Here is a 20,960-nt window from a genome sequence, read left to right on the forward strand (position 1 = left end):
GCGGGCTGCTCCCCGCAGGCCATGCGCATCTACCTCGACCACAACGCGACGGCGCCGCTCCGGCCCGAGGTGCGGCAGGCCATGCTGCCCTTCCTGGGGCCGCCCGCGAACCCCTCGAGCGCGCACCGCGAGGGGGCGCACGCCCGGAGCGCGCTCGAGACGGCGCGGGCGCAGGTAGCCGCGCTCGTCGGCGCCGCGCCGGCGGAGATCGTGCTCACGAGCGGCGCGACCGAGGCGAACAACCTGGCGCTGCGCGGCACGGCCGCCGGACGGGGCATCGTGACAACGGCCGGTGAGCATGCCTCGGTACTGGAGACGGCGCGGGCCGTGGCTGCGCCGCTCACCGTCGTGCCGGTCGACGGCGAGGGGCGGGTGGACGCCGCGCGGGTCGTCGCCGCGTGCGATGCCCGGAGCGGGCTCGTGAGCGTCGGGCTCGCCAACGGCGAGGTCGGCTCGGTGGCGCCGGTCGGCGCGATCGCGGCCGCGCTCCGCGGGCGCCGCCTCCTGGTGCACAGCGACGCGGCGCAGGCGGCGGGCCGCATCCCGGTCGACGTCGCCGCCCTCGGCGTCGACCTCCTCTCGCTCTCGGCGCACAAGATGGGCGGGCCGGCGGGCGTCGGCGCGCTCTGGGTGCGGCGCGGTGTGGAGCTCGCCGCGCAGGCGACCGGCGGGCCCCAGGAGCGCGGCCGGCGTGCCGGGACGGAGAGCGTGGCGGCGATCGTCGGCTTCGGCGTGGCGGCGGAGCTGGCGCGCGCCGAGCTGGCCGCGCACGCGGCGGCCGCGGTGGGGCTCGTCGAGCGGCTGTGGACGGGGCTCTGCGCGCGCGTGCCGGGCGTGGTGCGGAACGGTCCGGCCGAGGGGCCGCGGCTCCCGAACACGCTCAACGTCTCCTTCCCAGGCTGCGCCGGCGAGAGCCTCCTCGTCCTCCTCGACCTGGCCGGCGTGGCGGTCTCGCTCGGCTCGGCGTGCGCCGCAGGGGCCGCCGAGCCCTCGCACGTGCTCCTCGCCATGGGACGCGACCGCGACGCGGCGCGGAGCGGGATGCGGCTCAGCGTCGGGCCGTCCACCACCACGGCCGACATCGACCGCGTCCTCGAGCTCTTGCCGGTCCTCGTGGCGCAGGCGCGCGGAGAAGCGGCGGCCTAGCGTGCGCCCACGGGAGCGGGTCGTTGTCGCCATGAGCGGCGGCGTGGATAGTGCGGTCGCGGCCGCGCGCTGCGTGGCCGCGGGCCACGACGTGATCGGCATCTCGCTCCGCCTCGCGCCGGGCGGGAGCGGGAGCTGCTGCTCGCTCGACGACTTCCACGACGCCCGCGCCGTCGCCGACCGCCTCGGCTTGCCGCACTACGTCTTCGACCTCGCCGACGATTTCGAGCGGCACGTGATCCGTCCCTTCGTCGCCGAGTACGTGGCCGGCCGCACCCCGAACCCCTGCGCGCGCTGCAACCGCCAGCTCAAGTTCGGCGTCCTCTGGGAGCGCGCGCGGGCGCTCGGCGCCCGCTGGCTCGCGACCGGTCACTACGCGCGCATCGGGACCGACCCGGCGACGGGCCGCCCCTGCCTCCGGACGGCCGCCGACGCGGCCAAGGACCAGACCTACTTCCTCTTCGCGCTCGGCCAGGCCGACCTGGCGCACACGCTCTTCCCGGTGGGCGAGCTGACCAAGGCGGAGGTCCGCGGCGAGGCCACCCGGCTCGGGCTCGCGGTCGCCGACAAGCCCGAGAGCATGGAGGTCTGCTTCGTGCCGGACGGCGACGCGGCCGGATTCGTCGAGCGGCACGCGCCGGCGGGGACGCTGCGTGCGGGCCGCATCGTGGACGAGGCGGGGCGCGAGCTCGGGCGGCACGCGGGCGTGCACCGCTTCACCGTGGGCCAGCGCCGCGGCCTCGGGCTCGGCTGCGGCCATGGCACCCGCCGATATGTCCGGGCACTCGACGCGAGCACGGCGACGGTCACGGTGAGCGAGGCGGCGGGGCTCCGCGCCCGCGGGCTCGTGGCGCGCGACGTGTCGTGGACGGGCGGGCCGGCCCCGGCCCCGGACACGCCGCTCGCCGTCCGCATCCGCCACCGCCACCCGCCCGTCCCGGCGCGGCTCGCCCGCGCGGACGGCGCGGCCGCGACGGTGCTCTTCGAGGGCGACGGGCCGGCCGTCACGCCCGGGCAGGCGGCAGTCTTCTACCGCGGCGACACCGTCCTCGGCGGCGGCTGGATCGCGGGGGACGTCGCCTAGCGAGCGGCCGATGACCCGGGTCTCGATGGCCACCCTCGGCTGCAAGGTGAACGCCTACGACTCGGCGACCATCGCCGACCGCCTGCGGGCCGCGGGCTGTGAGATCGTCCCCGCGGGCGCGCCCGCCGACGTGGTGGTCGTCAACTCCTGCACGGTGACCGACGCCGCCGACGCCGAGAGCCGCCGGCTCGCGCGCCGCGCCCGGCGCGAGCACCCCGCCGCACGCGTCATCCTGACCGGCTGCTACGCGCAGACGAAGGCCGCCGAGGCCGCGGCCGAGCCGGCGGTCGACCACGTGATCGGCTTGAACCGCCTCGAGGCGCTGGTGGCCGCCGTCACCGCGCCGCTTCCGGCCGTGGCACGCGTTGTCGTCGGTAACGCGCGCCGGGAGCGGACGGTCACGACCTTCGGCGCGCGCACCTTCGCGGGGCAGACGCGCGCCTTCCTGAAGGTGCAGGAGGGCTGCGACCTCTTCTGCACGTTCTGCATCATCCCGCTCGCGCGCGGTGCCAGCCGGAGCCTCGCGCCGCGCGACGTGCTCGCCGAGGTGGCGGCCCTCGCCCGCGCGGGCTTCGAGGAGGTCGTGCTCACCGGTGTCCACCTGGGCGGCTACGGGCAGGACCTGACCCCGCCGGTCGACCTCGCCTGGCTGGTCGCCGCCCTCGCCGAGCAAGGGCTCGTGCCGCGCCTCCGCCTCTCCTCGATCGACCCCCACGAGGTGACCGAGCCGCTCGTCCGCCTGCTGGCGCGCGCGCCGGCGCTCTGCCCGCACCTCCACGTCCCGCTCCAGTCGGGCGACGACACGGTCCTCCGCCGCATGCGCCGGCGCTACGACACGGCGCTCGCGCGCGAGCGGCTCGCGATGATGCGCGAGCTCCTGCCCGAGGCCGCCATCGGCACGGACCTGATCGCCGGCTTCCCGGGCGAGGACGAGGCCGCCTTCGAGCGCACGCTCGCCTTCGTCGAGGAGAGCCCGTTCACTTACCTGCACGTCTTCCCCTACTCGGTACGGAGCGGGACGACCGCCGCCAAGCTCGAGGGACGGAATCCGCCCGCCACCATCGTGGCGCGCGCGCGCCGCCTGCGCGCGCTCGGCGAGCGCAAGCGCGCGGCGTTCGCCCGCCGCTTCGACGGCGCGGAGGCGGAGGTGCTGGTCGAGACGACGCGCGACCCCGCGAGCGGCCACCTGCGCGGCTACACGCGCAACTACCTGCGGGCCCGCCTGGCCGGGCCCGACGCGTGGCGCGGGCAGCGCCTGCGTGCGCGCCTCGCCGTGGGGCGCGCGGGCGAGGTGACCGCGGCCGAGGCTCGGGAGGCATGAGCGCCGCGCGCGCGGCCCTCGAGGCTGCCCTCGGCCACCGCTTCGAGCGCCCCGAGCAGCTGGCGGTCGCGCTCACGCACCGCTCCTTCGGCGAGGGCGAGAACAACGAGAAGCTCGAGTTCCTGGGCGACGCCGTGCTGGCGCTCGCCATGTCGGATCTCCTGATGGCGCGCTTCCCCGAGGCGCGCGAGGGCGACCTCTCGAAGATGCGCGCCTCCCTGGTGAACGCCGAGGTGCTGGCGCGCAAGGCGCGCGAGCTCGACCTCGGGCGCTGGCTCCGGCTCGGCAAGGGGGAGGAGAAGAACGGCGGCCGCGAGAAGCCCTCGATCCTGGCCGCAGTCTACGAGGCGCTCCTGGGCGCCATCTACCTCGACGCCGGCTACGAGCGGGCGCGCAGCGTCGTCGAGGCGCACTTCGCGGCCGATGTCCTCGAGCACCCGACCGTCGGGCTCCGCGACTACAAGACGGAGCTCCAGGAGCTGACCCAGCGGCTCTTCCGGGAGACCCCGGCCTACACGCTGGTCGAGGAGAGCGGGCCCGATCACGAGAAGCGTTTCGTGTCCGAGATCGCGATCGGGGGGCGATTGTTCGGGCGCGGGGTCGGCCGCAGCAAGAAGACGGCCGAGCAGGCCGCCGCCATGCAGGCGCTGGCCGCGCTCGCGCGCGGGCACACGGAGAACTTCGGATGAAGATCGGACTTGCCACCGCGGCGCTCCTCGCGCTCCCCGCCGCGGCCGCAGCCGAGCCCCTCCGCCGGCTCCCGGGGACCGTGCCGCGCGCGCTCGCCGCCATGACGCCCGCGGGCCGCGCGCCGGCCGACCTGCGGCTCGAGCACGTGACCGTGTTCCTGGGTCTCCGCCACCGCCGCACGCTCGACGCACTCATCGCCGCGCAGCAGGACCGCCGCTCGCCGCTCTTCCACCGCTGGCTCGCCGCCTCCGAGATCGCCGACCGCTTCGGCCCGCGGCGCGGCGAGTACGAGCGTGTGCGGCGCTGGTTCGTCGCGCACGGCTTCGAGGTGGTGCGCGACTCGCAGTTCCGCACCGCGCTCGTGGTGGCCGGGACGGCCGCGCAGGTGGAGGGGGCGCTCGCGGCGCCGATCGGCCGCTTCACGCGCGGCGGGCAGACGTATCACGCCCCGCTCGCCGACCCCTCCCTGCCCGAGAGCATCGCGGCCTCGGTGCGCGGCATCGTGGGGCTCGACGACCTGCCCAAGTTCCGGCCGCTGGCCACGCTCCCCGGCGGCGAGACGGCGCTCGCGCCGGGCGACTTCGCCGCCGCCTACGGCGTGGCGCCGCTCCACGCCGCCGGCCTGACCGGCGCCGGGCACTCGATCGCGGTCATCGCGCGCAGCAACTTCCGGGACAGCGACGTGGCGCTTTTCTCTAGCAACTTCCTCCATTTCCAGCTCGCGCCGGTGCGCGTGCTCGCCCGTCCCGGGGCGGACCCGGGCATCCTCCCCGACGAGGGCGAGCGCATCGAGGTGCTGCTCGACACCGAGTGGGCTGGCTCGCTCGCGCCGGGCGCGGCGCTGAACATCATCATCGGGTCGACCCAGGGCGACATCCCCGAGGCGCTCATCGCCGCGATCGAGAACCGCGGCGGCGGGGCGCCGAGCGGCGACGTCATCTCGCTCAGCTTCGGGCTCTGCGAGCAGGCGGCGCCCGGGATCACCCTCGAGCTGTTCGACGCCTTCTACGCCCTCGCCAACGCGCAGGGGCAGACCGTGCTCGTGGCCTCGGGCGACGACGGCGGCCGCGACTGCGCCCCGCAGAGCCTGGCGCTCGCGGTGAACGGCCTCGCCTCCTCGCCGCACGTGGTCGCCGTCGGCGGCACGAGCTTCGCGCTCGCGTCCGACGGCAGCGTGCCCCCGCCCGCGAGCCTGGTCGAGCGCGTCTGGGCGGACAGCGGCGGGGCGGGCGGGGGAGGGCAGAGCCTCGTCTTCGGCATGCCGCGCTACCAGGTCGGCGCCGGCCTGGCGGGGCTCTCCAGCGGGCGCGCGCTCCCCGACCTGGCCCTCGCCGCGAGCCCGGTCGCCCCCGGCTACGTGATCGTCGAGGGCGGCCTCGGGCGGATCGTCGGCGGGACGAGCGCCGGCACGCCCGCCCTGGCGAGCGCGCTCGCGCTCGTGAACCAGCGGCTCGAGCAGACGCACGGGGTGATGGGCGGGCTCGGGCAGCTGCTGCCCGACCTCTACCGCCTGGGCAGCGAGCAGGCGCGGGGCGTCGGCGCGCCGGTCTTCCGCGACGTCGTCGCGGGCAGCAACGGCGCCTTCGGCGCCGGACCCGGCTTCGACCTGGCGAGCGGCTGGGGGGCGCCTCTGCTGGATGCGCTGGCGGGGGGGCTCGCGGGGCCTGGGCCCTGCGAGCCGGACCTCGTCTGCCTGGTGCCGAGCGGCCGCGGCGGGCGCTCGTGCGCGGGCGAGTGGCTGGTCGAGCAGGAGTTCTTCACCGTGCGGCGGAATCAGCTCCCCGCGCCGCGCCAGACCTGCCGCGACGGCGACCCGCAGTGCGATGCCGATGGCGCGGCCGACGGGCAGTGCATGCTGCGCGTGGCGCTCTGCCTGAACGTCTTCGACACCCGCAATCCGCAGCTGCACGCGCGCGGCCCGCAAAGGGGCCTGCCGCTCTGCCGGCCCGGCACGGTGCGCCGCGCGCGTCTCCTCTCGCCGCGCACGAGCCGCCGCGATCCGACCGCAGCCGCCAACCACCGGGCGCTCGCCGCCGCGCTCGGCGCGCTCCCTCTGCCGACGCGGCTCGACGCCGCGTGCACGGCGACCGTCCCCGTCGTCGTCCCCGTGAACGGGCGCGTCGCGCTGCGCGCGCTGGTGGCCGACACGCGCGGCCCGGTGACGCCGCGGGTGACGCTCCGCTGCACGCCGTGAGGATGGCGCACCGCGCGGGATACGCCGCCATCGTCGGGCGCCCGAACGTCGGCAAGTCGACGCTCCTGAACGCGCTGGTCGGCGCCAAGGTGGCGATCGTCACGCCGAAGCCGCAGACCACGCGCAACCGCATCCTCGGCATCCGCACGCTCCCCGAGGCGCAGGTCATCTTCCTCGACACGCCGGGCATCCATGAGGCCCGTTCCCTGCTCAACCGCCGCATGGTCCACGTCGCCCGGCAGGCGCTCGACGAGGCCGACGTGGTGGTGCTCGTGGTCGACGCGGCGGCCGGGGTGACGCCCGCCGACCGCGCGCTGGCCGAGAGCCTGGCGGGCCTCGCGCGGCCGACCGTCGTCGTGCTGAGCAAGCGCGACCGGGTGCGGCCGCCGGTGCTGCTGCCCGCCATGGCGGCCATGGGGACGCTCCTCCCGGGGCGCGAGATCATCCCGGCGAGCGCGCGCACGGGCGAGAACGTGAGCGTGGTCCTCGACGCGGTGGTGACGGCGCTCCCCGCCGGGCCACCGCTCTACCCCGAGGACGAGTACACCGCCGCGACCGAGCGCTTCCTGGCCGAGGAACTGATCCGCGAGCAGCTCTTCCTCCAGACCGAGGAGGAGATCCCGTACGGCACCGCCGTGCAGGTCGAGGAGTTCCGCGCCAGGCCGAACCTGCTCCTCGTGCGCGCCACCATCCTCGTCGACCGCCCGAACCACAAGGGGATCGTCATCGGGGCGGGCGGCGCCCAGCTGGGCGAGATCGGGCGCCGCGCGCGGCTCGAGCTGGAGGCGGTCTTTGGCAGCAAGGTGTTCCTCGAGCTCTTCGTGCGCGCCGAGCCGGGCTGGGCCAAGGATCCGCGCCGCCTCGAGGAGCTCGGCCTCTGATGGCGACCGCGCCCGAGGCGCGCCCCGCCGCGCGCGGGCTCCCCGTGGTCGCGATCGTCGGGCGGCCGAACGTCGGCAAATCGACACTCTTCAACCGCCTGGTCGGCGCGCGCCGGGCGATCGTCGACGACGCCCCGGGGGTCACGCGCGACCGCGTCGTCGCGCCCGCGGCGCACGCCGGGCGGGCGTTCCTGTGCGTCGACACGGGCGGGTTCACGGCCGAGCCGCCGCGCGACCGGGCAGCGCTCGCGGCGCGCGTGCGCGAGCAGACGCTCGCCGCCGTCGCGGAGGCGGACTGCGTGGTGTGCGTGCTCGACGGCGCCGCCGGGCTCGCACCCGAGGACCGCGAGACCGTCCGCCTGCTGCGCCGGAGCGGGAAGCCCGTCGTCTACGCCGTTAACAAGCTCGACACGCCCCGCCGCGAGCCCCTCGTCCACGACTTCCAGCCGCTCGGCGTCGAGCCGCTCGTCCCTGTCTCCGCGGCGCACGGGCGGGGTGTGGCGGACCTCCTCGACGCGGTCACCGCCGGGCTGCCGGAGGCGGTGCCCGCCGCAGAGGACGCGCGCGGTACGCGCCTCGCCCTCATCGGCCGCCCGAACGTCGGCAAGTCGTCGCTCCTGAACCGGCTCCTCGGCGCCGAGCGGACGATCGTCGCGCCCGAGCCGGGCACCACACGCGACGCGATCGATACGCCGCTCATCGTGGCCGGGCGGCCCTACGTGCTCATCGACACGGCCGGCATCCGCCGCCGCGGCAAGGTGCGCGAGCCCCTCGAGCGCCACGGCGCGGTGCGCGCCCTCGGCACGCTCGCGCGCGCCGACCTCGTGCTCGCCGTGCTCGACGCGGCCGAGGGCATGACCGACCAGGACGCGCGCCTGGTCGGGCGCGCGTGGGAGGCGGGACGGGGCGTCGTGCTGCTCGCCAACAAGTGGGACCTGGTGCCGTCCGCGCGGCGCGACCGGGCGTCGTTCCGCGACGCGCTGGTGGCGGCCCATCCGGCGTTCGCCGGGCTGCCGCTGCTCTGCGTGTCGGCGGAGACGGGCGAGGGGCTGGGTGATCTCTTCCCGCTCGTGGCGCGCCTCGAGCGCGCCTACGAGGCGGTCCTGCCGACGCCGGCGCTGAACCGCGCGCTCGAGGCCGCGGTCGCGGCGACCTCGCCGCCCAGCCCCGGGGGCCGCGCGCTCCGCTTCTTCTACGCCACGCAGACCGCCCGGCGACCGCCGGCCGTCACCGTGTTCGCGAGCGCGCCCGCGCTGGTGCCGGCGGCGTACATCCGCTACCTGACGGGCCGGCTCGCAGAGGCCTTCCGGCTCGTGGGCGTGCCGCTTCGCCTGCAGCTCCGCACGCGGCGGGCGGTCAGCGCACCCCGTGCGCGCGGCATGGTGGCACGTCCTCGAAGCCGCCGGACGCCGCGGCGTGGAGGCGCGCCACCTCGTCCGCGCTGAGCTCGCGAGATGACGCGTCGTCCGATTCGCGAGAAGGTTGCGCTCGCGCTCCGATATGCAGCGGTGCATCCAACCGATGCCGAGCCAGAGCCGCACCGATGCGGCCGCAACGCCAGTCACCACCTTGACGACGGGGAGCGCCCCTGCGATAGACAAGAGCGGCGGCCGCGACCCATCCGCGCCGGGGAGGTGCCCGATGATCCTCCGTTTCGCCCTCCGCTCGGTCCTCCCGGGTCTCCTCCTCTACACCCTTTGCGCCCCGCCACCGGCGCGCGCGAACCCCGCGCCCGGCCCGCTCCGGTTCATCGCGCCGACGCCGGTCGCCGGCTCGGTCGTGACGAGCACGACGGTCAGCGTCCGGCTCGACGCCGAGTGCACCGTCGACCCGAGCACGCTCGCCGTTAGCCTCAACGGCGCGTCGATCCCGGCGAGCCAGTTCCAGCCCTTCTCCGCCTGCCAGAACGGCCGCATGTCCTCGCAGACGGCGAGCGTGGGCCTCACGCTCCCGAACGGCACCATCACGAGCGGGCCGACCTCGCTCACCGCCCGCACGACGGCGAGCTTCAGCGGCAGCGGCACGGGCGACGGCTTCCGCTGGAACTTCGACGGCGGCGCTCAGCCGGCGACGGGCGCTTCGGTGAGCGCGACCTTCAACGCCGCCGGCACCTTCACCGTTCGCCTCCGGGCCACGAAGACCGAGCAGCTGCAGGCCTCCGCCATGGACAACGGCAACGTGGTGACGGGCCAGCTCGCCTTCGCGGCCGGCGACCCGACGCCCGATCAGCGGCAGGTCGTGGTCGCGATGCCGCCCGACCTGGACTTCGTCAACTACGAGTCGAGCCACGTCCATCCGCTCGCCGTCTCCGGCAGCCAGCTCTACGCAGTCAACACCCCCGACGGACGCCTGGCGATCTTCACGATCGCCGCGGACGGCTCGCTCGCCCTCGCGGGGAACGTCCCGGTCGGCCTCGACCCCGTGAGCCTCGCCGTGCGGCCGGGGACGAACGAGGTGTGGGTCGTGAACCATCTCTCGGACAGCGTGAGCGTGGTCGACGTGGCGGCGCGGAAGGTTCTCGCGACGCTCGTCGTGGGCGACGAGCCAACCGACGTCGCCTTCGCGAGCGGCCGCGCCTTCGTCACCCTGGCGGGCAACCAGGACCGGGTCAACGTGTACGATGCGGCGACGCGGGCGCAGCTCGCCTCGATCGCCCTCTTCGGCGACGACCCCCGGGCGCTCGCCGTGAACGCGGCCGGCACGGAAGTCTACGCGGTCGTGCTCGAGTCGGGGAACAAGACGACGACCCTCTTCCACGATCTCGTGAACGCGGGCGGGGGCCTCCCGCCGCCCAGCCCGCCGCGGGACCCTGCGCTCGGGACGGCCCCGGAAGTCGGTCTCATCGTCAAGTTCAACACTGCGAACGGGCGGTGGCAGGACGAGACGGGCAAGGACTGGAGCGGGTTCGTCAACTTCACGCTGCCGGACAACGACGTCTTCGTGATCTCGGCGAGCGCGCCGACACCGTCCGTCGTGCGGACGGTGAGCGGCGTCGGGACGATCATCTACGACGTCGCCGTGAACCCGCAATCCGGGAACCTCTACGTACCCAACACGGACGCCCGCAACCTCGTCCGCTTCGCGCCGAACCTGCGCGGCCACCTCGTCCAGACCCGCGTCTCGATCGTGAACCCGGCGACCGGTGCGACGACCCACGTGGACCTGAACCCGCACATCAACTACGCCGTCACCCCCGGACCGGCCTCGGAGATCGCGCAGAGCCTCTCGCAGCCCGGCCAGGGGGTCTTCAGCGCCGACGGCAGCCGGTACTACCTGACCGCCTTCGGGTCGGCCAAGGTCGCCGTGCTGAATGCCGCGGGCACGGTGACGGCGCGCATCGCCGTCGGCGGCGGGCCCAGCGGGGTGGCCCTGAAGGAGTCGGCGGCGCGCCTCTACGTCATGAACCGGTTCGACAACACGATCTCGATCGTGGACACGAGCACGAACGCGGCGGTCGGCGCGATCGGCGTCGCCGGGCCGGCCCAGTTCGACCCGAGCCCGGACGTCATCAAGGCGGGCCGCAAGTTCCTCTACGACGCGCAGCTCACCTCCGGCCACGGCGACGTCGGCTGCGCAACGTGCCACGTCTTCGGCAATTTCGACAACATCGCGTGGGACCTCGGCAACCCTCAGGGCGCCTTCCTGCCCTACTCCGAGGCGCCGTGGGTGCGCTTCGATCCCCTCGGCCCCTCGCAGTCGGGCTTCGACCCGATGAAGGGCCCCATGACGACGCAGACCCTGCGCGGGCTCAAGACCCTCGAGCCTTTCCACTGGCGGGGGGATCGGCAGAACTTCCAGGCCTTCAACGTCGCCTTCGACGAGCTCATGGGGCGCGGCGGGCCGATCCTCGCCTCCGAGATGCAGGCCTACACCGACTTCATCATGACGGTGCACTTCCCGCCGAACCCCTTCCGCAACCTCGACGACACGATGCCGAACGCGATCACCGTGCCGAGCCAGTCGGGCGGCGGCGCCACCGCCACCGGTAATCCGAACAACGGGGCAGACGCCTTCTCCAATCTCCTCCTCGACTCCAACGTCTTCTCGTGCGCGCGTTGCCACGCGCTCCCCGAGGGGACGTCGCGCGCCCTCTTCAACGGGAACGCCGAGGGCGAGAGCCAGGACTTCAAGATCCCGCACCTCCGCAACATGTACGAGAAGATCGGCTTCGACGTGATCCGGCCGAACCTGCAGAGCGGCAATGCAGCGAACATCGGTCTCCCGACGCAGAAGAAGGGCTTCGGCTTCATCCACGACGGCAGCGTCAGCCTGACGGAGTTCCTGGCCGCCCCCGTCTTCACGAGCACGACCCAGCAGGAGCGCGATCTCTTCGCGTTCATGCTCGCCTTCCCGACCGAGTCCGTACCCGCCGTGGGGCGGCAGGTGACCGCCGACGCGGGCAACAAGAACAGCACGGGCGTGACCTCGACGATCAACACGCTGATCGCGCAGGTCGGTGCGAGCCGGTGCGACCTGGTCGTGAAGGGCGTGATCGGGGGGACCGCGAAGGGCTGGGTGTACGACCCATCGGTCGGCAAGTTCGTCCCCGATTCGCTGCTCGATCCGATGCTCACCGAGAGCGAGCTCCGGGCCTCCATCGGATCGGGCGATGCTCTCACCTACACGGGGGTGCCACCGGGCGCGGGGGTCCGGCTGGGCATCGACCGCGACCGCGACGGCTGGCTCGACCGCACCGAGGTCGCCGTTCACACCGATCCCGCCGATCCGCGGAGCAATCCGTGGCGCTGGCAGTGAGGCCCCGGCCTCTCCTCCTCGTGGCGGGCGTTGCCGTCCTGGGCGGCGGCGCGCTTACCTGGGTCGTCGGCCGGCGCCTTCCCGTCCAGGAGACGCGGCGGTTCCTCACGGCGCCGGTCGAGGTGGGTGAGGTGCCTCCCGCTCCGCAGGGCGCGCCCGAGCCGGCGGGCCCGGCGGATGTCGCGCGGCGTTACGCCGCCGCGGAGCAGTCCTTCCACGCCGGACAGTACCGCGCCGCGGCCGAGAGCTTCGCCTGGGTGGTCGCTCACGATCCCGCGGGCCCCGAGGCCGGAGCGGCACAGTGGAACCTCACGCGCAGCCGGCTGCGGAGCGGAGACGCCACGGCGGCGCTCGACGCCTTCCAGAAGCTCCTCCGCCACTACGCTGGTTATCTCGGCGAGCAGGCGCCCGCGCTGCGCGAGGGCCTCGAGCTGATGGAGCGGGGCGATCTTCCCGGGGCGCGCGCCGCCTTCGAGCGCATGGTGCGCGAGCAGCCGGACAGCGAGTTCGTGCCGGTGGCGCACGCGCTCGTCGCCCGCATCCACTGGAGCTGGGGCGAGCCGATGGAGGCGGTGCGGGCCTTCGGCCGGATGTTCGCGTCCGTGAAGGACCCGGTCCCCGCGTATGCGACGCTCGCGCACGAGCTCGATAGTTATGCGCAGGGCGCCCCGGACGCGCCGGAGAACTTCGCGCGTCTGGCGCGGAATGGCAGCGAGGGCTTCCGCCACATCTACCAGTACCTCGCCGCGCGGAGCCTCCTCGAGCACGACCGTTTCTCGGCCACCCGCGAGGCCCTCGAGCGCCTGCGTCGCGACCACCCCGACGGCGACTTCACGCACATCGTCGACCTCGAGCACGCGTGGAACCTGCTGCGCAACCGCCGCCCCGCCGAGGCGCTCGCGATCTTCGAGCGGCTCGAGGGGACGCCGGCCCCGGAGACGGACCGCGCGTTCGACGAGTTCTTCGACATCCGCGCCGAGCTGCCGCTCGGCGTCGCCCGCTGCCAGCTCGCGCTCGGGCACCCGGCCGAGGCCGTGGCGGCGTTCGAGCGCGCGCTGGCCCAGAACCCCCGCGGGATGTACGCCGTCGAGGACCAGGTCGGGCTCGCCTCGGCCTACGAGGGTCTCGGTCAGCTCGACCGGGCCGCGGCCGCGCTGCGCGACGTGATCGAGAAGCACCCCGATGAACCGAACCTCTGGGCACTCCGCCAGCAGCTCGCGCGCATCGAGGATCGGCTGGCTGCAGCACGCTAGTCGGCGTCCGCGTCGCAAGCGCACCTTGCTCCACCCCCGGGCGCCTGCTAAGAAACACCATGGCACATCCGAAGGGGTTCATCCGCGACGCCGGGTGGGCCCCTTCGCGCGTTTGGGGGAGGGCGCATGGTGCCGTCTGAGCTGCGCGAGGGCCTCACCTTCGACGACGTGCTGCTCGTCCCCACCGCCTCGGCCATTCAGCCGCGCGACACCGACGTCTCGAGCCCGCTCACGCGCTCGATCCGGCTCAACATCCCGCTCCTCAGCGCGGCCATGGATACGGTCACGGAGGCGCGGACGGCGATCGCGATGGCGCAGGAGGGCGGTCTCGGCGTCATCCACCGCAATCTGGCCGTCGCAGCCCAGGCCCTCGAGGTCGAGAAGGTGAAGAAGTCCGAGAGCGGCATGATCGTCGACCCGGTGACGGTGCACCCCGAGCAGCCGATCGCCGAGGCGCTCTCGATCATGCAGCGCTACCGCATCTCCGGCCTGCCGGTCACCCGCGGCGGCCAGCTGGTCGGCATCCTGACCAATCGGGACCTGCGCTTCGAGAAGCGTCTCGACCGCACCGTGGGCGAGGTGATGACGAAGGAGCGGCTCGTCACCGCCCAGCCGGGCGTCACGCTCGAGGAGGCGAAGGAGATCCTGCACCGCTACCGGATCGAGAAGCTGCCGGTGGTCGACGAGCGGAATCAGCTCCGCGGCCTCATCACGGTCAAGGACATCGAGAAGGCGATCCGCTACCCCAACGCCGCCAAGGACGACCTCGGGCGGCTCCGCGTCGGGGCCGCGATCGGCACCGGCCCCGACCGCGAGGCGCGCGCGGAGGCGCTCGTGCGCGCCGGCGTGGACGTGCTGGTGGTCGACACGGCCCACGGGCACTCGGACGCGGTCCTGGAGACCGTGCGCGCCGTGAAGAGCGCCTTTCCGAAGGTCGACCTGATCGCCGGCAACGTCGCCACGGCCGAGGGCAGCGCCGCGCTGGTCAAGGCCGGCGTGGACGCGGTCAAGGTCGGCATGGGCCCGGCCTCGATCTGCACCACGCGCGTCGTCTCGGGCGTGGGGGTGCCGCAGCTCACCGCGATCGCCGACGCGGTGGGGCCCGCGGGGCGCGCGGGTGTGCCCGTCATCGCCGACGGCGGCATCAAGTTCTCGGGCGACGTGACCAAGGCGCTCGCCGCCGGCGCGGACACCGTGATGATCGGCGGCCTCTTCGCCGGCACCGAGGAGAGCCCGGGCGAGACCATCCTCTACCAGGGGCGCACCTACAAGCTCTACCGCGGCATGGGATCGCTCGAGGCCATGCGCGAGCGCGAGGGCAGCCGCAACCGTTACTTCCAGGACGAGGAGGCCGACGAGCTCGGCACGAAGCTCGTGCCCGAGGGCATCGAGGGCCGCGTGCCGTACAAGGGCGCGCTCTCCTTCATCGTGCAGCAGCTGGTGGGCGGGCTGCGCGCCGGGATGGGGTACCTCGGCGCGGGCAGCCTGGCCGAGCTGCGCCGGAACGCTCGCTTCGTGCGCGTCTCGCCGGCCGGGCTCAAGGAGAGCCACGTGCACGACGTCTACATCACGAAAGAGGCCCCCAACTATCGCCTCGAGTAGCCGAATTCGGACGGAGGCCGAGCGCGAGAGCGCTCACGCTTGGCCGACGGGGTCTGGGGGCATCGGAAGCGCGGAGCGAGTGAGCACTGGACGGGCCCCCAGGTCAAAATGATCCTGATCCTCGACTTCGGCTCGCAGTACACGCAGCTCATCGCCCGGCGCGTGCGCGAGCTGCGCGTCTACTGCGAGATCCACCCCTTCGACCTGCCGCTCGACGCGCTCCGCCGCCTGGCGCCCGAGGGCATCATCCTCTCGGGCGGCCCGGCCAGCGTGTACGACGAGGACGCGCCCCGGCCGGCGCCCGCCGTCCTCGAGACGCTCATGACGGGCACGCCCCCCGTCCTCGGCATCTGCTACGGGATGGGCGTCCTCAATCGAGCCTTCGGCGGCGAGGTGCAACGCGCCACGCGCAAGGAGTTCGGCCCCGCCGACCTGCGCATCACACGCTTCGACCCGCTGCTCGCGCTGGGCGGCCGCTCGACGCGCGTGTGGATGAGCCACGGCGACCAGATGACGTCGCTCCCCGACGCGTTCGAGACCCTCGCCGCGAGCGACAACTCCCCGCACGCCGCCTTCCGCCACCGCGAGCGCCCCATCTACGGCCTCCAGTTCCACCCCGAGGTCACCCACAGCGTCGACGGGAAGCAGGTGCTGCGCAACTTCCGTGGCCGGCGCGTCATCTGCGGGCTCTCGGGCGGCGTCGACTCGGCCGTGACCGCCGCCCTCATCCACCGCGCCATCGACGAGCGGCTCACGTGCATCTTCGTCGACAACGGCCTCCTGCGCGCCGGCGAGGCCGAGGAGGTGCTGCGGGTCTTCCGCGACACCATGGAGCTCGACGTGCGCCACGTCGACGCCGGGGAGCGCTTTCTCCGCAACCTGCGCGACGTCGAGGATCCCGAGCGCAAGCGGCGCACCATCGGCGTCACCTTCATCGAGGTGTTCGAGGAGGAGGCGAAGCGCATCCCCGGCGCCGGCTTCCTTGCCCAGGGAACGCTCTACCCCGACGTCATCGAGTCCGTCTCGGTGCGCGGCCCTTCCGCGACCATCAAGAGCCACCACAACGTGGGCGGCCTCCCCGAGCGGATGCGCCTCGAGCTGCTCGAGCCGCTGCGCGAGCTGTTTAAGGACGAGGTGCGCGATCTCGGGCGCGTGCTGGGGGTGCCGGAGGAGATCGTCGGCCGCCAGCCCTTCCCGGGGCCCGGGCTCGCCGTCCGCATCATCGGCCCCGTCGATGCCGCGCGGCTCGCGATCCTGCGCGGCGCGGATGCGATCGTACAGGAGGAGATCCGCGCGGCCGGCCTCCACGACGACCTCTGGCAGGCGTTCGCCGTCCTCCTGCCGGTCAAGACGGTGGGCGTCATGGGCGACGAGCGCACCTACGAGAACGTGATCGCCGTCCGCGCCGTCACCTCGACCGACGGCATGACGGCCGACTGGGCGCGGCTCCCCGCCGACCTCCTCGCCCGGCTCTCGAGCCGCATCATCAACGAGGTGGAGGGCGTGAACCGGGTCGTGTACGACATCTCCTCGAAGCCGCCGGCGACCATCGAGTGGGAGTAGGGCGGTCGCCGCCAGCCGGCACCGGCGGTCGGGCCGCCCGGCTGCGTCCTTCATCGTCCCGTCGCCTCACCCGGACAGGGAGGTAGGGCCCCGCCGATGGCTCGGCCGGCGTCAACCTTCGGCTCGCGTCGGTCGTCGTGCAGGTGAGCATGGGAGCCGGAAGGAACGGACAGCGAATGACGCAGCGGATCAGTACCCTGGTTCTGACCGTCACCCTCATCGTATCAGCGGCGACCGCCCACGCAGACTGGCCGGGTGGTGGTCTCGGAAAGCACCACGGCAAGTTCTGGAAGAAGGAGAAGGTTCGCGAGAAGCTCCAGATGAGCGACGACGAGGTGCGGTACCTCGAGCAGATATTTGCCCGCCATCAGGGCGCGCTCACCGACCTCGACGCAGAGGTCAACAAGGCGAAGACCCGACTCGATACGCTGCTCGGGGATGATCGGGCGGACGACGCGCGGGTCTTGGCCGAGGTCGATGCGCTCGAGCAGGCCCGTGCCAACCTCGGCAAGGCACGGGTGACGATGCTGCTGGAGATGCGAAGGGTCCTGACGCCCGCCCAGCGAAACACGCTCGCCGAGCTGGAGGACGACGACTGACCGCGCGGGGCCGCGGGAGCGGAGCGCCGCCGCGGTTGGGGCAGGGGGTGCGTCATTCGAAGCGCAGCGCCTGCACGGGGTGCAGCTCGGCCGCCTGGCGAGCGGGGAAGAGCCCGAAGAGGAGCCCCACCGAGGCGGCGGTTCCGAAGGCGATGAGCACGCTCACGAGGGAGAAGGCCGTAGCCCACCCCGCGTAGAGGGTGATGCCCTTGGCCATCCCGAAGCCGATCACGGTGCCGATCGTGCCCCCGGCGAGGCAGACGAGCACCGTCTCGATGAGGAACTGCCTCAGCACGTCACGCTTCGACGCGCCGATGGCGCGACGCACGCCGATCTCGCGCGTTCGCTCCGACACGTTCGCGAGCATGATGTTCATGATGCCGATGCCGCCGACGAGAAGCGAGATGCCCGCGATCGACCCCATGACGATGTTGAAGATGCGCTGGGTCCGCTGCGCCTGAGCGAGAAGCTCCTCGGGCACCATCACTTCGTAGTCCTCCACGTCGCGGTGCTGCGGGCCGACGATCCCCCGGATCGCGCGAGCGGTCACGGAGAGCTGGGAGGCGTCGGCGACGCGGACCGCGATCTCCTCGATGGCCGCCGGGTCGCCGGTGCGCGGGAAGCGCCGGAGCGCGGTCGTGATCGGGAGGTAGACGTCGCGGTTGATGTTCCGTAGCTTGATGACGGCCCCCCGGCCCTCGCGGATGAGCTTCGGCTCCATTACGCCGACCACCTGGCACGAGCTCTGACCGATGGTGAGCGCAGCCCCGAGCGCGTCGGCATAGCCGAACAGGTCCTGCTTCAGCTCGGAACCGAGCACGCAGACCCTCTTGCTGTCCCGGAGGTCGAAGGGCGAGAGGAAGCGCCCCTGGCCGACCCGGAAGTTCGTCACATCCTGATACTCCGGGGTCGTGCCGACGACCTGGGCGACGCCCTGGCGAGCCCCGAAGCGCGCCTCCTGGTCCAGGAACTTGACGGGCGCGACGCCTAGCAGGCCGGGCAGCCGGTCCCGGACGAGGAGCGCGTCGTCGTAGGTGAGGCCGCGCGAGAAGCGGCGCTCCGCCTCCGCTCGCATCTCGCCCGTCAGCTCGAGCCGTTTCACGCGGATGTTGTTCGTCCCGAGGAGCTTGATCTGCTCGGTCGCCTCCCGCCGCGCGCCCTCGCCGATCGACATCATGGAGATGACCGCCGCCACCCCGAATACGATCCCGAGCGTGCTGAGCAGGGTGCGAAGCTTGCGCACGAGGAGGCCCCTGATGGCAATGTCGATGCTGTCGGACCAGTGCAGGGTCGGTCTCCCTCTAGGAGTCCGTCCGAGTAATCATGGTGAGCGAGGCGAACGAGCCGGGGAGCGAGAGCGGCAAGCGCAGCGACGACCGACGAGGTGCGGCGCGCGGGACGCGCGCCGGGAGTTGGTCGCCGCAGGAGGGAGGAGCGAGCACGCCGCTCGCAGCCCCCGGATCGTTCGCCGCAGCCGCCATGATTACTCGGACGGCCTCCTAGGCCCCCGGCGCCGCCGCCGCGGGCGGCTGCTTCGAGTCGCTCACGATGTGGCCGTCGCGCATGTGGATCGTCCGCTGCGCGTAGGCCGCCACATCGGGATCGTGCGTCACCAGCACGATCGTCGTCCCCCGGCGGTTCAGGTCGACGAAGAGCTTCATGATGTCCTCGCCCGTCTTGCTGTCGAGGTTCCCGGTCGGCTCGTCGCCGAAGAGGAGCAGCGGCTCGACGACGAGGGCGCGCGCGATGGCGACGCGCTGCATCTCTCCGCCCGAGAGCTCCGTCGGCCGATGTCGCCCCCTCCTCTCGAGGCCGACCTCGCGGAGGATGGCGAGGCTCCGCTCGCGCCGGAGGGGGCGCGCGACCCCGGCGTACACGAGCGGCAGCTCGACGTTCTCGAGGACGTCGTGCTGCGAGATCAGGTTGAAGGCCTGGAAGACGAAGCCGATCTTCCGGTTGCGGATGCGCGAGAGCTCGGTGTCCTCGATCTGCTCGACGGCCACGCCATCGAGGCGGTAGCGGCCCCCGCTCGGCCGGTCGAGGCAGCCGAGGAGGTGGAGGAGCGTCGACTTGCCTGACCCCGACGGTCCCATGATGGCGAGGAACTCGCCCCGCTCCACTGCGAGGTCCACGCCGCGCAGCGCTGGGACCTCGGTCGCGCCCGTCCAGTAGCTCCTGCGGAGCTCCGTGGCGTCGATCAGCATCTCAGGCGCGGTCGGCTGGCGGAGGATTCACGAGCACACGCTCGCCCTCGCGCAGCCCCTCCTCCACCACCACCAGGTGCTCGTTGCTCGGGCCGAGCACGACCTTGCGCTCCTCGATCCGCCTCCCGTACGGCACCAGGACCGCCTGGCTCCCGCCGCGCGCGAGGACAGCGGAGAGCGGGACCGAGAGCGCGTGGTCGCGGCGCTCGACGATGATGCCGACGCTCGCGGAGAGGCCCGGCCGGATCCGCTCGTCCTTGTCATCGACCTTGACGGTCACGTCGAAGACCTTGACGCCGGAGGGTGTTCCCGCCGGGGTCAGCTTCATCCTCGCGAGCGACCCGATCTTCAGCACCGTGCCGCGGAAGGTCACTCCCGGGAGCGAGTCGAGCTTGAGCTCGGCCGGTCCGCCCACCTGGACCTTGCTGATGTCGACCTCGTTCACCTCCGTGTCTGCGACGATGGTCGAGGGGTCCGGCAGGTAAAGGATCGGCTGGCCCTCGTAGGGGATCATGCCGAGCTGTATCTTATCGTTCCCCTTGTTCTCACTCGCCTTGGCGTAGACCACGACCCCGTCCTTCGGGGCCGTGATCTCCTTCACCTTGAGCCTCGTCTCGGCGGTCCGGATGAGCTGCTCGGCGCGCGCGATGTTGGCCTTCTCGCGCTCGACGCCGGCCTCGTAGGACTCGAGCTGCGAAGCCATCCCGCGCTTGGCCTTCTCGAGGGCGAACTGCGCCTGCTCGAGCCGGACAGTCGCCCGCTCGAGCTCGGCCCGGGTGGCCCCGGCCTTCACCCGCTGGAGGTTGAACTGCGCCGCCTGGAACGTCGTCTTGGCCTCGAGGGCCTTCAGCTCGGCGTCCTCGAGCGTCTCCCGCGTGATGTACCCCTTCTCGACCAGCCCCGGGAGCAGCTTCCGCTTTGCCTCCGCGTTATCGAAGGCGAGCTGTGCCCGCCGCACCTCCATCTGCGCCTGCGTGAGCTCGCTCGGGAGCGGCCGCTTCTTGAGCTCGTCCAGGTCGAGCTGGGCGAAGCGGACCTCCGTCTCGAAGCGGGCGATTTCGGACTGCAGCCGGTGCCGCTGCGCCTCCAGGTCCGTCTCGGCCTTGTGCAGATCGGCTTCCGACACGTCGCGGGCGGCCTTCGCCTCCTCGAGCTGCATTTCGTACTTGCCCGGGTCGAAGCGGGCGAGCACGTCGCCCTTCTTGGCGTACGTTCCCTCGGGGATGAGGTAGATTATCGTGAGGTCCTTCGCGGCGCTGATCGTGGCCGAGTCGAGCGCCCGCAGCTCCCCGGGCTCCGTGATCTTGGCCACGAACTCCCCGGGCCAGACCTCGAAGAGGTCCTCGGCCTTCAGCTGCACACCCGAGCCGAGCGAGAAGTAGACCGCGATCACCCCGAGGGCAGCCGCGATCGCCGCCCAGTGGCGGGGGCGGAGCACCACCCCCGCGTCCGCGAGCCGCTCGCGCACCGGCCGGAGCCGGCGCTCGATGTCCTCGCTCAGCGGCCGGAGCCGCCGCTCGATGTCCTCGACCACCGGCCGGAGTGGCTGCTCGATCCTTTCGCGCAGCGGCCGGAGCCGCTGCCCAATCGCTTCGAAGAGCAACCCGAGCCGCCGCCCGATCCCCTCGTCGATCACCGACCGCGCGCGGCCCCCGATGCGCGTCATCC

General features: G+C 73.1%; 15 protein-coding genes. 12 read left to right on the forward strand and 3 right to left on the reverse strand.

Translation table 11 applies throughout. The features are described from left to right. Positions 1 to 21: 21 nt before the first annotated feature. The 12 genes from E6J59_12270 (at position 22) to E6J59_12325 (ending at position 17,088) form a co-directional block, all read left to right on the forward strand. The gene (locus E6J59_12270; GenBank protein ID TMB19264.1) at positions 22 to 1,146 is read left to right on the forward strand and encodes a cysteine desulfurase; all 1,125 of its coding nucleotides are present in this window, start codon (positions 22 to 24) and stop codon (positions 1,144 to 1,146) included. Between the two features lie 31 nt (positions 1,147 to 1,177). Then, positions 1,178 to 2,230: a tRNA 2-thiouridine(34) synthase MnmA gene (mnmA, locus tag E6J59_12275; protein TMB19286.1), complete on the forward strand. Its 1,053-nt coding sequence runs from the start codon at positions 1,178 to 1,180 to the stop codon at positions 2,228 to 2,230. 10 nt (positions 2,231 to 2,240) lie between these two features. Beyond that, positions 2,241 to 3,551, forward strand: a complete 1,311-nt coding sequence (gene mtaB / locus E6J59_12280) for a tRNA (N(6)-L-threonylcarbamoyladenosine(37)-C(2))-methylthiotransferase MtaB (protein TMB19265.1) — start codon at positions 2,241 to 2,243, stop codon at positions 3,549 to 3,551. After that, positions 3,548 to 4,240: a ribonuclease III gene (gene rnc / locus E6J59_12285; protein TMB19266.1), complete on the forward strand. Its 693-nt coding sequence runs from the start codon at positions 3,548 to 3,550 to the stop codon at positions 4,238 to 4,240. Before mtaB ends, rnc begins: the two co-directional genes overlap by 4 nt. Then, on the forward strand, positions 4,237 to 6,435 hold the full coding sequence (locus tag E6J59_12290; protein TMB19267.1) for a hypothetical protein: 2,199 nt from the start codon (positions 4,237 to 4,239) through the stop codon (positions 6,433 to 6,435). The genes rnc and E6J59_12290 overlap by 4 nt, the downstream gene beginning before the upstream one ends. After that, a complete protein-coding gene (locus E6J59_12295; protein TMB19268.1) occupies positions 6,432 to 7,316 on the forward strand; it encodes a GTPase Era in 885 nt (294 codons plus the stop codon). The genes E6J59_12290 and E6J59_12295 overlap by 4 nt, the downstream gene beginning before the upstream one ends. Next, complete coding sequence (der, locus tag E6J59_12300) at positions 7,316 to 8,761, forward strand: ribosome biogenesis GTPase Der (protein TMB19269.1); 1,446 nt, start codon at positions 7,316 to 7,318, stop codon at positions 8,759 to 8,761. Before E6J59_12295 ends, der begins: the two co-directional genes overlap by 1 nt. A gap of 55 nt (positions 8,762 to 8,816) precedes the next feature. Continuing rightward, positions 8,817 to 12,071, forward strand: coding sequence for a hypothetical protein (locus E6J59_12305; protein ID TMB19270.1), 3,255 nt, complete (start codon positions 8,817 to 8,819; stop codon positions 12,069 to 12,071). Then, positions 12,056 to 13,324 (forward strand): tetratricopeptide repeat protein, encoded by a 1,269-nt coding sequence (locus E6J59_12310; protein ID TMB19271.1) that lies wholly within the window; start codon positions 12,056 to 12,058, stop codon positions 13,322 to 13,324. Before E6J59_12305 ends, E6J59_12310 begins: the two co-directional genes overlap by 16 nt. A gap of 126 nt (positions 13,325 to 13,450) precedes the next feature. After that, positions 13,451 to 14,926: an IMP dehydrogenase gene (gene guaB / locus E6J59_12315; GenBank protein ID TMB19272.1), complete on the forward strand. Its 1,476-nt coding sequence runs from the start codon at positions 13,451 to 13,453 to the stop codon at positions 14,924 to 14,926. A gap of 108 nt (positions 14,927 to 15,034) precedes the next feature. Next, a complete protein-coding gene (gene guaA, locus E6J59_12320; protein ID TMB19273.1) occupies positions 15,035 to 16,489 on the forward strand; it encodes a glutamine-hydrolyzing GMP synthase in 1,455 nt (484 codons plus the stop codon). A 137-nt stretch (positions 16,490 to 16,626) separates the two neighbouring features. Then, positions 16,627 to 17,088: a periplasmic heavy metal sensor gene (locus E6J59_12325; protein ID TMB19274.1), complete on the forward strand. Its 462-nt coding sequence runs from the start codon at positions 16,627 to 16,629 to the stop codon at positions 17,086 to 17,088. 52 nt (positions 17,089 to 17,140) lie between these two features. Here the strand turns inward: E6J59_12325 and E6J59_12330 are convergent, their stop codons facing one another. From E6J59_12330 to E6J59_12340, 3 genes are all read right to left on the reverse strand, one after another. Beyond that, positions 17,141 to 18,331: an FtsX-like permease family protein gene (locus tag E6J59_12330; GenBank protein TMB19275.1), complete on the reverse strand. Its 1,191-nt coding sequence runs from the start codon at positions 18,329 to 18,331 to the stop codon at positions 17,141 to 17,143. 256 nt (positions 18,332 to 18,587) lie between these two features. Beyond that, complete coding sequence (locus E6J59_12335; GenBank protein ID TMB19276.1) at positions 18,588 to 19,292, reverse strand: ABC transporter ATP-binding protein; 705 nt, start codon at positions 19,290 to 19,292, stop codon at positions 18,588 to 18,590. Between the two features lies 1 nt (position 19,293). After that, positions 19,294 to 20,958, reverse strand: a complete 1,665-nt coding sequence (locus E6J59_12340; GenBank protein TMB19277.1) for an efflux RND transporter periplasmic adaptor subunit — start codon at positions 20,956 to 20,958, stop codon at positions 19,294 to 19,296. Positions 20,959 to 20,960: the final 2 nt, after the last annotated feature.

This window comes from Deltaproteobacteria bacterium (assembly GCA_005879795.1).
Taxonomy (GTDB): domain Bacteria; phylum Desulfobacterota; class Binatia; order DP-6; family DP-6; genus DP-6.

Bases quoted from the DNA above. Each gene is read 5' to 3' on its own strand.
- guaB (TMB19272.1), top strand. From the start codon at position 13,451: ATGGTGCCGTCTGAGCTGCGCGAGGGCCTCACCTTCGACGACGTGCTG.
- guaA (TMB19273.1), top strand. From the start codon at position 15,035: ATGATCCTGATCCTCGACTTCGGCTCGCAGTACACGCAGCTCATCGCC.
- E6J59_12305 (TMB19270.1), top strand. From the start codon at position 8,817: ATGCAGCGGTGCATCCAACCGATGCCGAGCCAGAGCCGCACCGATGCG.
- E6J59_12340 (TMB19277.1), bottom strand. From the start codon at position 20,958: ATGACGCGCATCGGGGGCCGCGCGCGGTCGGTGATCGACGAGGGGATC.
- E6J59_12335 (TMB19276.1), bottom strand. From the start codon at position 19,292: ATGCTGATCGACGCCACGGAGCTCCGCAGGAGCTACTGGACGGGCGCG.
- mtaB (TMB19265.1), top strand. From the start codon at position 2,241: ATGACCCGGGTCTCGATGGCCACCCTCGGCTGCAAGGTGAACGCCTAC.
- E6J59_12270 (TMB19264.1), top strand. From the start codon at position 22: ATGCGCATCTACCTCGACCACAACGCGACGGCGCCGCTCCGGCCCGAG.
- der (TMB19269.1), top strand. From the start codon at position 7,316: ATGGCGACCGCGCCCGAGGCGCGCCCCGCCGCGCGCGGGCTCCCCGTG.
- E6J59_12290 (TMB19267.1), top strand. From the start codon at position 4,237: ATGAAGATCGGACTTGCCACCGCGGCGCTCCTCGCGCTCCCCGCCGCG.
- mnmA (TMB19286.1), top strand. From the start codon at position 1,178: ATGAGCGGCGGCGTGGATAGTGCGGTCGCGGCCGCGCGCTGCGTGGCC.
- rnc (TMB19266.1), top strand. From the start codon at position 3,548: ATGAGCGCCGCGCGCGCGGCCCTCGAGGCTGCCCTCGGCCACCGCTTC.